Annotated in this window: 8 protein-coding genes; 2 read left to right on the top strand and 6 right to left on the bottom strand. The window is 44.2% G+C overall.

The features are described 5' to 3' along the window. Window positions 1–135 precede the first annotated feature (135 nt). From ACFS6H_RS10985 to ACFS6H_RS10970, 4 genes are all read right to left on the bottom strand, one after another. Entirely contained in the window at window positions 136–696 is a 561-nt protein-coding gene (locus tag ACFS6H_RS10985; RefSeq protein WP_386098266.1) for a hypothetical protein, read from the bottom strand. A 5-nt stretch (window positions 697–701) separates the two neighbouring features. Next, window positions 702–1,943 carry an LVIVD repeat-containing protein gene (locus ACFS6H_RS10980; protein WP_386098264.1) on the bottom strand — a complete coding sequence of 414 codons (1,242 nt, stop codon included), beginning with the start codon at window positions 1,941–1,943 and terminating at the stop codon, window positions 702–704. Between the two features lie 82 nt (window positions 1,944–2,025). Then, a complete protein-coding gene (locus ACFS6H_RS10975; RefSeq protein WP_386098262.1) occupies window positions 2,026–2,769 on the bottom strand; it encodes a hypothetical protein in 744 nt (247 codons plus the stop codon). Between the two features lie 64 nt (window positions 2,770–2,833). After that, the gene (locus ACFS6H_RS10970; RefSeq protein ID WP_386098260.1) at window positions 2,834–8,245 is read right to left on the bottom strand and encodes an MG2 domain-containing protein; all 5,412 of its coding nucleotides are present in this window, start codon (window positions 8,243–8,245) and stop codon (window positions 2,834–2,836) included. A gap of 452 nt (window positions 8,246–8,697) precedes the next feature. Between ACFS6H_RS10970 and pbpC the strand changes: the two genes are divergently transcribed. Continuing rightward, on the top strand, window positions 8,698–11,019 hold the full coding sequence (gene pbpC, locus ACFS6H_RS10965) for a penicillin-binding protein 1C (RefSeq protein ID WP_386098258.1): 2,322 nt from the start codon (window positions 8,698–8,700) through the stop codon (window positions 11,017–11,019). A 177-nt stretch (window positions 11,020–11,196) separates the two neighbouring features. On the opposite strand, the gene ACFS6H_RS10960 is transcribed toward pbpC, so the two are convergent. Together ACFS6H_RS10960 and ACFS6H_RS10955 are read right to left on the bottom strand one after the other, a co-directional pair. Next, entirely contained in the window at window positions 11,197–12,558 is a 1,362-nt protein-coding gene (locus ACFS6H_RS10960; protein WP_386098256.1) for an FAD-dependent oxidoreductase, read from the bottom strand. Window positions 12,559–12,699: 141 nt separating this feature from the next. Next, the gene (locus tag ACFS6H_RS10955) at window positions 12,700–13,422 is read right to left on the bottom strand and encodes a head GIN domain-containing protein (RefSeq protein WP_386098254.1); all 723 of its coding nucleotides are present in this window, start codon (window positions 13,420–13,422) and stop codon (window positions 12,700–12,702) included. Window positions 13,423–13,774: 352 nt separating this feature from the next. On the opposite strand from ACFS6H_RS10955, the gene ACFS6H_RS10950 reads away from it, so the two are divergent. Beyond that, on the top strand, window positions 13,775–14,158 hold the full coding sequence (locus ACFS6H_RS10950; RefSeq protein ID WP_386098252.1) for a VOC family protein: 384 nt from the start codon (window positions 13,775–13,777) through the stop codon (window positions 14,156–14,158). The last annotated feature ends 79 nt before the right edge of the window (window positions 14,159–14,237 follow it).

Below are 14,237 nucleotides of genomic sequence, written 5' to 3'. Positions count from 1 at the left end.
AATATTATTTATAATTATAATATATAAATGAAAAAATGATATTACAATCGTTTGCATAAATTTTCAACAGGCATAAAAAAAGCCGCCATGAATCATGGCGGCTTTTTTATCAGGGTGATCAACTGATTATTCTTTCTAAAACACAAAACCCAGTTTAAAAGCCCAGCGGCTAAAACGGGATTTGATGTATTCATTCATATTATCACAGGGCGGGTTGTTACAAACACCGGGTACTTCAAACCGTTCTTTAAAGTTTTTATAGGAGTAATAAGTTCCAAATAATATCCCCTGTTCAGGATTCCTGGTTTCCAGCCGGAAGCCGAAACCGGCTTCTGCAAACAAACCGGGAAAAGCTTTACTGTCCAGTTGATTCCATAACCGGTTACGTTCACTTTTCCCCCATACAAAATTGGGACCCGCATTCACATTTATAAACAGGTTATTTTGGGATAAGAGGTACCTGGAAACAGATAGGATAACCGGGACAGAGCGGTTCCTGTAATCATCCACCCCGGTTCCAACTCCCGCATACCATGATTTATAACTTACCCCATGTGTAGTGAGTACCTGGTAAGCGGATTTACTGTTACCAATGGCCATACCAACTGTATTAAAAGACCTGTATGCCGGTTTTACCTGTGCCGCTGCCCTTATACCAAAAGTTATGATAACCAGTAAACATAATAGTCTGTTCATAATGCTTAGTGTTTACTGATCCTGCTTAATTCAGCTATTTTTTCAGGGTTGCCGGCATCAAATTGTATAATGCCTTCTTTAGCGCTCACGATTATTTTCCCGTCCAGCGGTATCACATCATAAGCCTCCAGGTTTTTAAAATGGTATTTAACGTTCATTTGAAGCGGGTTAGCGGCATCGTATACTTTTAAGCCGGCTTTACCATCGCAAACCCATAAAAGGTTGCCTGTTTTGCCCAGGCCGTACGGGTTATCCAGCGGATAGGTTTTCAGCAGTGCGGGCCTGGCAACATTGGTTACATCCAGCACCTGCATCTGGCTATCGGTTGTGCCGCCACATACAGTACCGGCACGTAAGGTTACATACGCATACTGGCCATCGGTAATCACCGGATCGCACCGGCGTATATGTGATACGGTGCTGACAAAAGCGGGAGCTGCTGCATTGCTGATATCAAAAATGAACATGCCGGTAGAAGAACCAATGAATAGTTTATCCTTAAAAGGATAAATGGTTTCTATTTCCCAGCCTACCGGAACAGTATTCACTTTTGCAGGATTAGCCTGGTTACTGATATCGAATACCACCAGCGAAGATTTGTTTACTGTATATAAATAGTTACTTACAATGTTAAAGCGAGACATTGAACCAGCAATACCGGCCGTTGCCTTGGCCATGCTTTGTGCGTTAGTATTGCTGAAAGTGGCCAGATCAAACCAAAGTCCGCAACCCCAACATGGTGTACCTTCATAATCTACCGTAGTATCTTTTCTTATCCAATCAACAATATATTGAGAATTATCGGCCACAAAACCATTAACATATTGGCGTTCAGGAAAAACATTCCTTGTTATTTCCGTCACTTCCACTTCCAATGGGTCTGCAATATCCAGCGTAAGCATATCCGTATAAATATCGGCATACAGTGTATTCCCTTTTACCGCTATATCCACATTCCCGGGTATATTAATAAAACGTTTGTTAACGGGGGCGGCAGGGTTACTGTTATCAATCACATGTACGCCTTTATTGATCTCATTGACAAATAAATAGCTTCCATATACATAGATTTTCCCGGGGTTGCCCAGGCTTCTGGCCGTGGTACTGCCCACTTCACTCAATACAAGTTCTTTGGATTTGTACACCGGTTTCAGCAAGGTGTAAGTATGGGTAACTTTGTCTTTTAAACAGCCGCTTAAAAACAACAAAGCCACTATAGCAGGTAGCAATCTGGTTATACGTTGCATAATTTTGGTTTTGCCATACTGACAACCTTTTATGTGTAACCATTGCATCTTATCATATATTTTTTTCCGTTATACTTAATCGTCAGGAGGACAAGTATTTATTGGGAACATTTGGCGGGGAATAGTCAAGCCCCCACTGGTGTTTTAAAAGCATGGATATAACAGTATAAATATTACGCTCGGTACGCTGAAACTGTGGCAGTAATCCCATCATCGCATAACTGATCACATTCACTGCAGGTATAAAAGTTTCCCAGGAATAGCTTTTACCCCAGATCAGCCCTTTCACGGTGATATTTAATTCTGCCCGGTGGGCAAGTAATAAATTCATCACATCCATTGTTTTATTGCTATGCTGGTTCACCGTATGAAATATGGGTGTATGCCCGCCAAAGCCATGTTCATCAATACCTGCCTTTACATTTACATCGGCACCATGTTTTAACAATGTTTCGGCACAGTAGTAATGATTGTACTCTGCGCAGATATGCAAAAGGCTTACCTCGTATAAAGGGGTAAAGGCACAACTGAAAGAATAGCTACGGTTAATAAGGGATTTATCTTTTTGCAGATAACTATCCAGGGTAGCCGCATCATCCAGTAATACGGCCAGCAGTATTTTATCTTCAAAATCAAGTCCGTGATCTGCAAATACCCTGATGCAGGATTTAAAGCCGGGGCCACGGGTGTACATGTTAATAAGCTCCTCTATCAGCGGCTTACCCTTATACACCATATTCGGGTCAATGCCGTTTTCAAAACACCATTTTATTTCATCTGCGGCATGTAGCTCAAACGCTTCGATGATCTTTTGTAAAGGGTTCATGCGCTGCTTTGTTGTTTTATAAAAAATAAAGTCCGGCATTAACCGGACTTTATCGTTTTACTGCTTAAGGTGTTATTCTTACCAGGCCTGCTCCGTTGTAGGAGTGATACTCCCCGTTATACATGGCATCGGCACTAACCGGCCCCTGTTTGTATAACCCGGGAGATACAGCCCGTACTGCATAGTAATAGGTTTGTTTATTATAACCGGCATTTACAAAGAAATGTATCCGGTCGTCACGCACATCCAATGCATCCGGTGTACTGCCGTCTTTGATCCAGTCCATACCCGGTATTTCTTTGGTGCGTGGATTTTCAATTTCAAAACCAGCCGGTAACAGGTCAGTTATGACTACGTTCTCCACTGTTCCGCTGTAATTTTTTTCCAGGGTTACCGCAATAATGATCAGCTCATTTTGTTTGAAGCTGCCACCCTCAATAGCCTGGCCAAAACGGTTGTAATAACGGCGCCTTACTTTCAGGTAACTATCTTCTTCTTTATAATCGCCGGTAGCACTGATGCCTTCGGCCTGCCAGAAGTAATACAGGTTACCGCTGCCCTTGGTCACTATTTCAATATTAGTGCCTTTGAGTGTAGCCTTATCACCACGCCAGCTGCCGCCATCTACTTTAGCGATAGTTTTACCATCACTTTTTATTTCAGCTGTCACAGTTGACTGATTAGCCAGTTTAGCATGTTTTCCGAGTGCCAGGAAAGCGAAAGCACGCTCCTGGGTACTTAACCATGATCTTGATTTTAATTTATCGCTCACATGTTTTACCATCGTACCTACCTGTTTGTTACCGGGATCAACATCTATCAGGGCATTCAGGGCTATGGCTTCGTCACGCACATCGGAGTAGAAGCTGCCGCCTGTTTGCGGTACCGATTCCTCACCGCTGAAAGCAGGTGGCAATAATGCGGCAAATGATTTTTTATCACCTGCAATAGCGTATGCTGCTGACAATAGGTAGCGGCTATCCAGGGCCAGTATAGCAGGGTTGGCTTTGTAATAGTTCATAGCCGGTACATTACTGCGGCCAGCCAGGGCCAGTACATACAAACCATAAGCTACTTCCTTAGGCGCTATTTTTTTATTCTGCTCCCGGTTATAGTAATAAGTAATCAATTCACGGTTACGCAGTTTCAACGTGATATAAGTAAGCATGGTTTCAATTAAACTATTGTCCACTTCAAAACCTGCTTTACGTGCTTCCAGTAAGAAGTGCGCCGCATAAACGGTGGTCCACCAGTTTTCATAACCGCCGCCATCCCACATGGTCACGGCACCATTGTATAACTGGCGCATTTTTATTTTACGGATCGCCTCTATCACATTGGTATTGGCGTTGGTGTTTTTATTCAGCTTCATCAGGTCGGCCAGGTCGCCGTAATATAATTGCGGGAAGGCGGCCGATATGGTTTGCTCTGTACAACCGTAAGGGTATTGCACCAGGTATTGTAACTGGCTGCCCAACTCAATTACCGGTGACCGGCTAACAACCAGTTCATAATTAACGGTGCCGGGGATAAGATCACTCAACCCTGCCCCTATTTTTTTACTGCTGCCACCCTGCACCGAACCGGCATCGGTTCTTTTTTGCAAGGTAGATGGTGGCCTCACCGAAATATCGGTAGACTCTACAAATTGTTCACCCATGCCATCCACGGTAACGGAAATATTTTCCACACCAATCTTAGGATCGGCCACCAGGTTAAACAATACACGTTGTTCGGCCTTGGGTTGCAGGGACACAGATTGTTTGGCATTGCCCATTACTTTCACCGTACCATTAGCTGTTTTAATAGCGGCGGTAACATTGGCCGCTTTTTCCGTGGTATTGGTAATGGTAACAGGTACCAGCACCGTATCACCCGGGCTTAAGAACCTTGGCAGGGCCGAACTGATCACAATAGGATCAGCCACCGTCATGGTGTTTTCGCCGGCGCCAAAACTATTGCCTTTATAGGCTACAGCCATTAAACGCAGCTCACCGCTGAACTGCGGTATCTCTACATCAAAACTTGCTTCACCACTACCATTGGCTTTTACAATTCCGCTCCAGAAGCTTACAACTTTCACCCTTTTGGCAGGCATAGGATTGGTACGCTTGGCCATATCCAATGCCCCGTCACCACCGGTGCTGCTCATCTTGGCACGTACTTCGGCAAATAACAATGGATACAGATCGTAAGCCGTTACCTGTAATGCTTTTTTCTGGTAGAAATAATCGTAAGGATTAGGTGTTTTAAAGTCTGTTATCTGTAATACCCCATTATCCACCGCTGCTAACGTAACATAACTGCCCGGTGTAGCTTTTACCTTTATTTTTTGTTTCGTTTTTGATCGAACCGTTTTTGATCCCTGTATCTCTACATTTATCTTCCTGTTCTTCTCAGTAACACCTACATTCATAAAGCCATGTGCAACGGTTAACGGAATATCAGATACCTCATGTGGTTTGATGAGGGTAGCGGTGATGTACACATTAGGTACATGTTCACCGGTAAGCTTCAGGTTTACACTGGCGCTGCGGTTCTCTACATTTACATATTCATGGCCGATCACTTTATCCGTTTCATAGGTAACCAGCATACGGCCGCTGAAAGGTGTTTTAAACAAGGCTTTTACCGTTTCGCCTGTATTGTATGCCTTTTTATCCAGCTCAATATCAATATTGCCTTCATTGTTTACTTCAAAGGAATTATAGTCGCCGCCATAACTGCCATAGCTGTAAAAAGTTTTAGCCACATAGCTGTTAGAGCCCGGTACATATACCCGCACTTCATAATCGCCGGGTGAACGGGGCACATAAGTGTACACCGTATTATTGGATACCTGAACATTGCCTTCGATCATTACTTTTTCTTCACGCTGCGAAGTATAACGGAAGTAACTGCCGCTTTTGGCCAATACGGTTTTATACTCCTGTTTAATTACTTTAACCAGGGCTGTAGTACTTACCGCATTCCCTTCTTTATTTACCGCAACTATATTGGTTTTTACGGCCTGGTTCAACGGCTGGTAATAGTACCAATCACGTTTTATACCAAAGAAAACTGATTGCGTATAAATATCGGCGCTGGCGCCACGGCTCACCGGGCGGCCGGTTTCATCGAACACCGTAGTGTAAAACGAAGCCTGCAAAGCCCCCATATTGCTGTAAGAAGCAGGTACCTCATATTGTTCACTGGCGTTACCGCCATCATCGGTTTTCCCTTCGCGGAATACTTTATCAAAGAAGCTTTGTTTATTACTTAAACTAAAGTCATAATCGCTGAATTTTTCAGCCGTAAAGTATTTTTGTTTAACCTGTACTTCCAGTTCGTAGTTACGGTTGGCCGCAGGTGGTCCGAAGAAGTTGGTGGCGTTAATAGCCAGCGAGGCCGTTTCACCCGGACGTAAAGAAGGTTTGTCCAGTTTAGCAGCCACTTTAATTCTATCCGGTACAAATTCCTCTACCGAGAAGGTTTTGGTGCTTAACAGTATATCATTGCTGGTATACACTTCTAAATTGTAAGTACCGGTAATGGCCGATGTGGCCAGGTCAACAGAAGCTTCCAGGGATCCTTCCTCGTTCAGGTTTTTCCGGAATGATTTCAGTTCCTTACCATTAGGCATTAAAAATTTAAGCTTTAAGGGTATAGCGCCCGGTGTTTCCCATTTACTGTTACGCAGGATAAGGGAGAAATTAATTTTTTCACCCGGCCGGTAAATATCCCTTTCCGCATACACAAAGGCATCAAAACCGCTGGGGTTGGTACGTTTACCCCCCACTTCAAAACGGGATATATTAACACGGGTATTATTAAAAGGCAGGTAATTAAAATCAGTAGCCGTTTTAGCGATCACCATGGCGGGTTTAAACCCGCCGATATCTTTTTTGGTATAAGCCACTTCGGCTACACCATCGGCATTGGTACTGCCGGTACCCAATAACTGGTTATTGGCAGCATATACCATTACATCCACACCTTTCTCCGGCAGGGCCGTTTTTAAGGAGTTGGCAAATACCAGTATTTTATCCTGGCCTTCTTTGGCTATCAGGCCAAGGTCCGATAAGGAAATGAAACGGCTGTCACGCACCCAGTATTCTTCGGTAGAACGGATCATGACATGATACACACCTTTGAATTCCGGCAAGCGGTCTTCAAACTGGGAGAAGTTCAGTAAACGTCCGCCACCCGATTTGGGTAAAGTACGGGTATCAATTTCTTTTTCAAATATCACATCGCCCAGGGTTATATCGCCACCTCCATAATAGTCACCATCATAGTATTCGCCGTCATACTCATTATAACGGTTATTGTTGGTGGTCTCCTGCGGGTAGTAACCATAACGTTGTGCCATTAACAGGTTGTTCTCGTAAATTTTGGAAACAACCACTTTTATTTTAGGCACACTGGTAATACGTATTTCCAGGTTTTTACCACCCTGTTTGGACAGGTACACAGCTTTGCTGTTGGTAAACCTGATATCAGCTTCCAGCTGACCGAAAGCCACATTGGTCTGAAAATCTTCTTTCAGTACACCGCCCAGTTTGCCGCGTAATCCTTTTTTAAAGGTCACACTATAGGCGTTCTCCACGTTGAATTTATCGCTGCGTAAATTAAAACCGGTTTCCGTATAATCTACTGTATAGGCAATAGCGGGGTCAAAGGTTACATAAGGACGTATATCCAGGCCGGTAACCTGTTGTGATGTACTTACCCTTACAATACCTTCGGTACCGTCATGCTCCGATTGTACATCCTGTATAGTGAGCACATAGGGTGAAGGAATGGATAAGTTATTGGTTATATCGCTGCCGGTACTGTTACTGCCGGTCTCGGGTTTTAAACCTTTACCTATCGTAATTTTTGTTTCATATTCTTTATCCTCGGCTTTCAGGCTGGCAAGGCGTACCGATATTTTTGTATCGGGTGATACGGTAACCAGGGTAAAATCCTGTTTTTTACCATCCACCTCGATGGTCAGTTTATCTTTTAAAGCATTAGGATCTACCGCATAATTGAATTGCATATCTACCTGCGGAATGGCGCTGGTAGCACTTTCACCCTGCCAGATCACCTGTGAGGCCACCAGGGACAGGTCGGGGGTATGGAATTTTATATCATCACCACCGGTTACTTTATCAAACTTGCTGAATTTTAAAACCGATTTGTTAACCGTCGCCGTATAGTTAGTGGCCGGCGCCAAAGGCTGTGCAGGTGAAAACACCAGTTCATCGGGGCTTTGCCACCGGAACTTTCCTTTGATAGCAGGCGAAAAAGTGACAAAATCGGTACTGTCCCAGATATTTAACAGGGAGTCGGCCATTAAAGGCTGGTTAAACTGGAACACAATATTAGTGAGCAGGGGCATCTCATCTTTGGCATTGGTGTAATCCAGCGATACTTTGTTGGTTTTACACGATGTTAACACGAAGGATGCCACGATGGACATGAAAAGAAGCAAGCGATAACGAATACGCATATTGTTGGTTTGTATGTTGCGGAATCAGTTTTCTATTAAAGGATACAATTTGGGTATTAATTACATAAACCTGGCCATGCTGCCCGAACAGCAATGGCAGTATTACAGGTGCAGGCCGTTAAAAGCAACATAATTGGTTCAGGTGGGTGGCTTGCTATTTAATCGTTGCGGCTTTATGCCTGCACAAATAATTAATACTCAAAAATCTAATTAAAAACTAAGGTATCAAAAAACCTTGTATTCCACCAACTGCCTTTATAAAATTTTATAGAAGAATGACACAACTGTGCTATACCGGGGCAAAGTTTTTTTAAAAATTATTCGTTACCAAGCTGCCGGTTTTACGGATATTTGTCTTTGTATGATCTTGTTCATACGCATTACTACAGTTGAAGTGTGCGACGCAAGGGACGATGCCGGTAGTACTGCAGCTGATACCATAAATAATAACATTGAAATTAAGGATAACCAGGAAAACAGTTGTACGCCGCCTGCGCCAGGCAGGCATGGTGCTATTGGGATTAGTGTTGCTTTTTTTTATACTTAACTGGATATTCCCGGTTCCGGATAAAGTGGAGTATTCCACCGTTATCACCGATAACAAAGGCGAGCCTATTCATGCTTTTTTAACCCGCGACGATAAATGGCGGATGAAAACGGAGCTGGATGAAATATCGCCCCTGTTACGTAAGACCATTATTGCCAAGGAGGATAAATATTTTTATTCGCATCCGGGTATTAATGCAGGCGCTGTATTCCGGGCGCTTTTTAAAAATATCATCCGCTTTAAACGCACCAGTGGAGCAAGTACCATTACCATGCAGGTGGCCCGGGCTTTGGAGCCAAGGCCCCGTAACCTGCTAAGCAAGATCATAGAAAGTTTCCGTGCTTTACAACTGGAATTAAAGTACAGCAAGAACGAAATTTTACAATTGTACCTGAACCTGGTACCCTACGGAGGCAATATTGAAGGGGTAAAAGCCGCGTCCCTTTTATATTTCAAGAAAAACCCGGACCATTTATCGCTGGCGGAAATAACAGCCTTGAGCATTATTCCCAACCGTCCCTCCTCCCTGGTTATCGGCCGTAATAATGACCGCATTATTACCGAACGTAACCGCTGGCTGCAGCAGTTTGCTGACGAGAAGATATTTACCCAAAAAGAGATTGCCGATGCACTGGCCGAGCCATTGGATGCCCAAAGAGGCCAGGTACCCCGGTATGTACCGCATTTATCCAATTTGTTCCGCCACAGCCAGGCGCCGCTGATTGAAACCACCATTGACCTGAATGCACAGTTAAAAACGGAGAAGCTGGTGGAAGATTATATACGTACACAACGTTTGCGTAATATTAAGAATGCTGCCGTGGTCATTGTTGACAACCGCACTCATAAGATTATTACCTATGTAGGCTCCTCCAATTTTTATGACAGCCTGGATGGCGGCCAGGTAAATGGAGTAAAAGCCATCCGTCAGCCGGGCAGTACCTTAAAGCCTTTATTATACGGCGTTTGTTTTGATGAAGGCCTGCTTACGCCCAAAACCACCTTAACCGATGTACCCATTATGTACGACGGATATGCGCCGGAGAATTATGATAAAAAATTCCATGGCAAGGTAACGGTGGAGTATGCCCTGGAACAATCATTAAATATACCGGCCGTAAAAAGCCTGCAGCAGTTAACGCATGAAAAGTTTATCCAGACCTTAATACTATGCAATTTTAAACAGGTACAGAAAGACCAGCGAAAACTGGGGCTTTCATTGATATTGGGTGGTTGCGGTACATCGCTGGAAGAATTAACAGGACAGTTCTCCATTTTTGCCAACAATGGCCTGTATATTAAACCCGGTTTTTTACAGCGTGATTCGGTACAGGCAAAGACCCGTATACTCAGTACTGCCGCCAATTTTATGGTGAATGAAATTTTATCAAAAGTTAACCGTCCCGATTTTCCCCTGAACTGGACCGCCACCGAACGTATGCCCAAGATAGCCTGGAAAACAGGCACGAGTTATGGCCGACGTGATGCCTGGAGCATTGGGTATAATACCCATTACACCATTGGCGTATGGGTGGGTAATTTTTCAGGCGTAGGCGCTGCCGACCTGAACGGCTCAGGGATTGCTACACCCCTGCTGTTTAAAATTTTTAATACCATTGATTATAATAACGATAAGGAATGGTTCAGCCCCCCGGCTGATATTGATTTCCGTACCGTATGCAGCGAAACAGGCCTAACACCATCGGCTAATTGCACCAACCTGGTTACGGATTATTTTGTGCCCCTCATATCCTCCACCAAAACCTGCGATCACCTGCGGGAGGTGGCGGTAAGCATTAACGAAAAAATATCCTACTGCAAAGCCTGTGTACCGGAAAGCGGCTTTAAAAAGAAGATGTATAAGTATGCCGAGCCGGATATGATCGCCTGGTACGAAGAGAATAAACTCAGTTATGATAAAATTCCGCCCCATAACCCGGACTGTGAACTGATCTTTAAAGGCAGTGCCCCGGTAATTCAGTCGCCGGTAAGCGGAACAGAATACCTTATCAGTAAAAAACACCCCGAGCCTTTACAGCTATCCTGTAAAGCAGCTAACGATGTTACCACGGTGTACTGGTATGTAAATAATAAATTCTTCAAATCATCCCTGGCTACCGAAAAACAGTTTTTTATACCGGAAGAGGGAAGCAATAAGATCAGTTGTACCGATGATAAAGGCCGTAACCGTGATATAAAGATAATGGTGAAGTATGTTGATCTGTGATCAATTTGATAATGAGACAATGTGCTAATGGCTTCGCCGCCGTTTTCTTTCATTAGCTAATTAGCAAATTATCACATTAGCTAATTCTCTTTATAGTTCATAGTTAATAGTACAGTTTCGCCGCCGCTTTTCTTTCATTAACTAATCAGCACATCACCAAATCAGCACATTATCGTATTAGCTAATTTGCTCCCCCGCTTCTTCACCGGTATTGATCGCGCCTTCCATAAAACCCTGCCAGTCGGCCAGGTGTTCGCCGGCAAAATGGGTATGCATATGCGGCCTGTTGAGTATTGGCCTTAAGCGAAACCATTGGCCTACGCCATATAAGGCATAGGCGCCCTGTGAATATTCATCATGGCCCCAGTAATAATTGGTTTGTCCCAATAGTAGTTTTTGTACATCGCCGAAAAATGGCTGCAGGGTTTGCTGTACCGTTTGTGCACGCCAGGCATCCGTTTGATTGGCTACTACAGCCGCCTTATCACCAATCGTGTAAGATAGCAATACCCCTTTTTGATTGTGCTGGTTTTTGGTGGCATGATAAAAATAATGCGGCGTTTGATCGGTAATCAGATCAAAGTTCTCCCGTTGCCAGAACCTTTCGCTGAACAGCAAAGGATTTTTATTAATGCGGGCATATTGCAGTTCATTCAGGGCATTCACCTGTTCGGCAGGCAGGCCCGGTTGCCAGTTAATTTTTTTTACGGCAAATGTGGGTGCAGTGCAAATAATTTTATCGCCGGTAAACTGTTTGCCATTGTTACAATACACGGTAACCCCGGCTTTTGTTTGTACTACTTTGGAAACAGCATGTTGCAATAAAATTTTATCGCGGCCTATTTCAGCTGCTATTTTATAGGCCAGCTGGCTGTTACCCCCTTTTATCTTACAATCCATCTCGTTTTTATCACTGCTCTCGGCGTACTCAGCCAAAGCGGCAAAGGCCGAAACATGGCGGATACTTTCGCCAAAATCGGTACTATCCAATAATTCTCTTAACTCCAGGTCAAGGCCTGTACAACCATTGTTTACCAAAAACCGCCACCAGTCCATCTTATCCAGGCGCAGCTTATCGGCATGCGTCAGTTTTGTATAGTTCGCCTTAATGGCCTCAAACTTTGCTTCCCATTCCGGGGTGTAACCCCATTCAAAAGCTTTTGCATGTTTACCGGTATAGATCAGGTCGCTTTCAAACTGGTTATCCTCCAAGGCCAGGCCAAAATCGTTGCAGAGATTTTGTACGCGTTCATGTGAGTTCCCTACCCATTCCGCACCCAGCTCCACCACCAGGCCATCGCTGTTATCCATGGTATGCGAAAAAACCCGGCCGCTGATACGGTTCCGGGCTTCCAGTATTACAAAATCAATTTTCTTTTTATGCAGGTAATTGGCCGCAGCCAGGCCGGCAAAACCGGCACCAATAATAATTACTTTGGGTTTGCGGGAAATAAAAATGTTGCTGAAGGCCGATGTACCCACAAGTACACCTGCGCCGGCTAACACCGACGTTTTAATAAACTGCCTGCGCGAGCTCATATAGATAAGGTTTGGTTTAATGGGGGCTCAAAGCTGAAAGCCAAAAGCAGAAGGCTCAAAGCTGAAAGCATTCATCATTCAGCACTCATCATTCAACATTCATCATTCAGCACTCATCATTCATCGTTCAACATTCATCACTTAATCCACTTTTTTTATACTTCCGGCTCCGCTGGTCTCCTGCTTCACATCGGTAGCGCCGCCTTTGTATTTTACATGACTGGCGCCATCTGCTTCCGCTTTAATACTTACGCTTGCATACACTTCGGCCGAGGTCGCACCCGACAGGTCAACTGTTGTATTTTCCGATAGTAATTCAAAAGCCTTGATCTTGGAAGCACCATCGCCATCAATATTCAATGTGCGTGTTTCCCCGCCAATGGTAACGGTTGATGCACCGCTGGCCTGTATATTTACAATGGGCGATTTAGCGGATAATTCTATCTGCGAAGCACCCGACAGGTCAATATCCAGCTGCGAGTTCACGGCAAACTGTCCTTCAGCAACTAATTTGGTAGCCCCGGACAGGTCAAACTTTTTTATAAAAGGGGCAGTCACATAAACCGTTATTCTTTCTTTCGTGCTGATAGAGGTATTCTCTCTTTGTTTAACCAGTAATTTTCCGTTCGTCACCGATATTTCAATATACTCCAGCAGGTTCTCATCACCCTCCACTTTTACACTTTGTACCGAATCCTGTTTTAAATGCACCATTACACCACCGTTCATTTCAATCTCATCAAAACTTTCTACGTTCCTGTCCTGGGTACCAACTTTCCCGTTCCCTCTTACCGTATCATGATCCACCAGTCCGCAGGAAGTAAAAATAAAAGCAGTTAAAAAGACTAAAAAGATATAACGCATGGTATATAGTTTAAACATTAAAATAATAATCGTTGTAAAGTTAGAAAAATGTTGGCCTAGTTCCCAATCCCATTTTAACAGGGGCTGTCATCGCCGGTAACTCCGGTCGGCAACAGTTCCCGCTGTACGCTGCTACTCCGCCACACCCCCTGGCCCCCAAAGGGGGAACCCTGCACACAAGCCTTCAGCGGGGTATCCGCTGCCATCGGGCAGCCCGTCAGCAATATTACACAGCCATTATGACGCTATCCTCTTTCATCAGGTTACTGTTATTAGTTGGTAAGTTTAAGTATCTTTATTTATACCAGTAACTTTCACTTACAGGTACCAGGTGTTCTTAAATATTTTATCCATGGCAACTTATAAACCGCTTCATTACAACTCGCTTTCGCCTTATTTAATTGTGGATAATGCGCAGGAGCTGGTAAACCAGCTGACAGATGTTTTTAACGCCACCGTTCTAAGGCGTTACGACCGGCCCGATGGCAGCATCATGCATGTTGAACTGCAACTGGATGACAGTGTGATCATGCTCAGTAACAGCACGGCTCAATACCCTGCCCACAAAACCATGCTGCATTTTTATGTGCCCGATGTATTGGCCACTTACCGGCGGGCCATTAACAACGGCTGTACCCCTATCAGCGAGCCGGTAAACCAGCCCGGCGATCCGGACACCAGGGGTTCGTTTTACGATGCTGCGGGCAATCACTGGTCCGTCAGTACACAACAATAAGCCTGGTTACTAAGTAATAATGGTCCAATTTACCTTTTGTCATTACAAAACCGGGGCACCCTGCCAGGGTAAAACAGCA

Origin of the sequence: Terrimonas rubra (assembly GCF_042686025.1) — a bacterium.
Lineage (GTDB): Bacteria > Bacteroidota > Bacteroidia > Chitinophagales > Chitinophagaceae > Terrimonas > Terrimonas rubra.
This window is presented reverse-complemented; position numbering and strand designations above follow the sequence as displayed.

What these genes read in the sequence shown, in the direction of transcription:
- ACFS6H_RS10985 (WP_386098266.1), bottom strand. Translation starts at nt 696, where the DNA reads ATGAACAGACTATTATGTTTACTGGTTATCATAACTTTTGGTATAAGG.
- ACFS6H_RS10980 (WP_386098264.1), bottom strand. Translation starts at nt 1,943, where the DNA reads ATGCAACGTATAACCAGATTGCTACCTGCTATAGTGGCTTTGTTGTTT.
- ACFS6H_RS10975 (WP_386098262.1), bottom strand. Translation starts at nt 2,769, where the DNA reads ATGAACCCTTTACAAAAGATCATCGAAGCGTTTGAGCTACATGCCGCA.
- ACFS6H_RS10970 (WP_386098260.1), bottom strand. Translation starts at nt 8,245, where the DNA reads ATGCGTATTCGTTATCGCTTGCTTCTTTTCATGTCCATCGTGGCATCC.
- ACFS6H_RS10960 (WP_386098256.1), bottom strand. Translation starts at nt 12,558, where the DNA reads ATGAGCTCGCGCAGGCAGTTTATTAAAACGTCGGTGTTAGCCGGCGCA.
- ACFS6H_RS10955 (WP_386098254.1), bottom strand. Translation starts at nt 13,422, where the DNA reads ATGCGTTATATCTTTTTAGTCTTTTTAACTGCTTTTATTTTTACTTCC.
- ACFS6H_RS10950 (WP_386098252.1), top strand. Translation starts at nt 13,775, where the DNA reads ATGGCAACTTATAAACCGCTTCATTACAACTCGCTTTCGCCTTATTTA.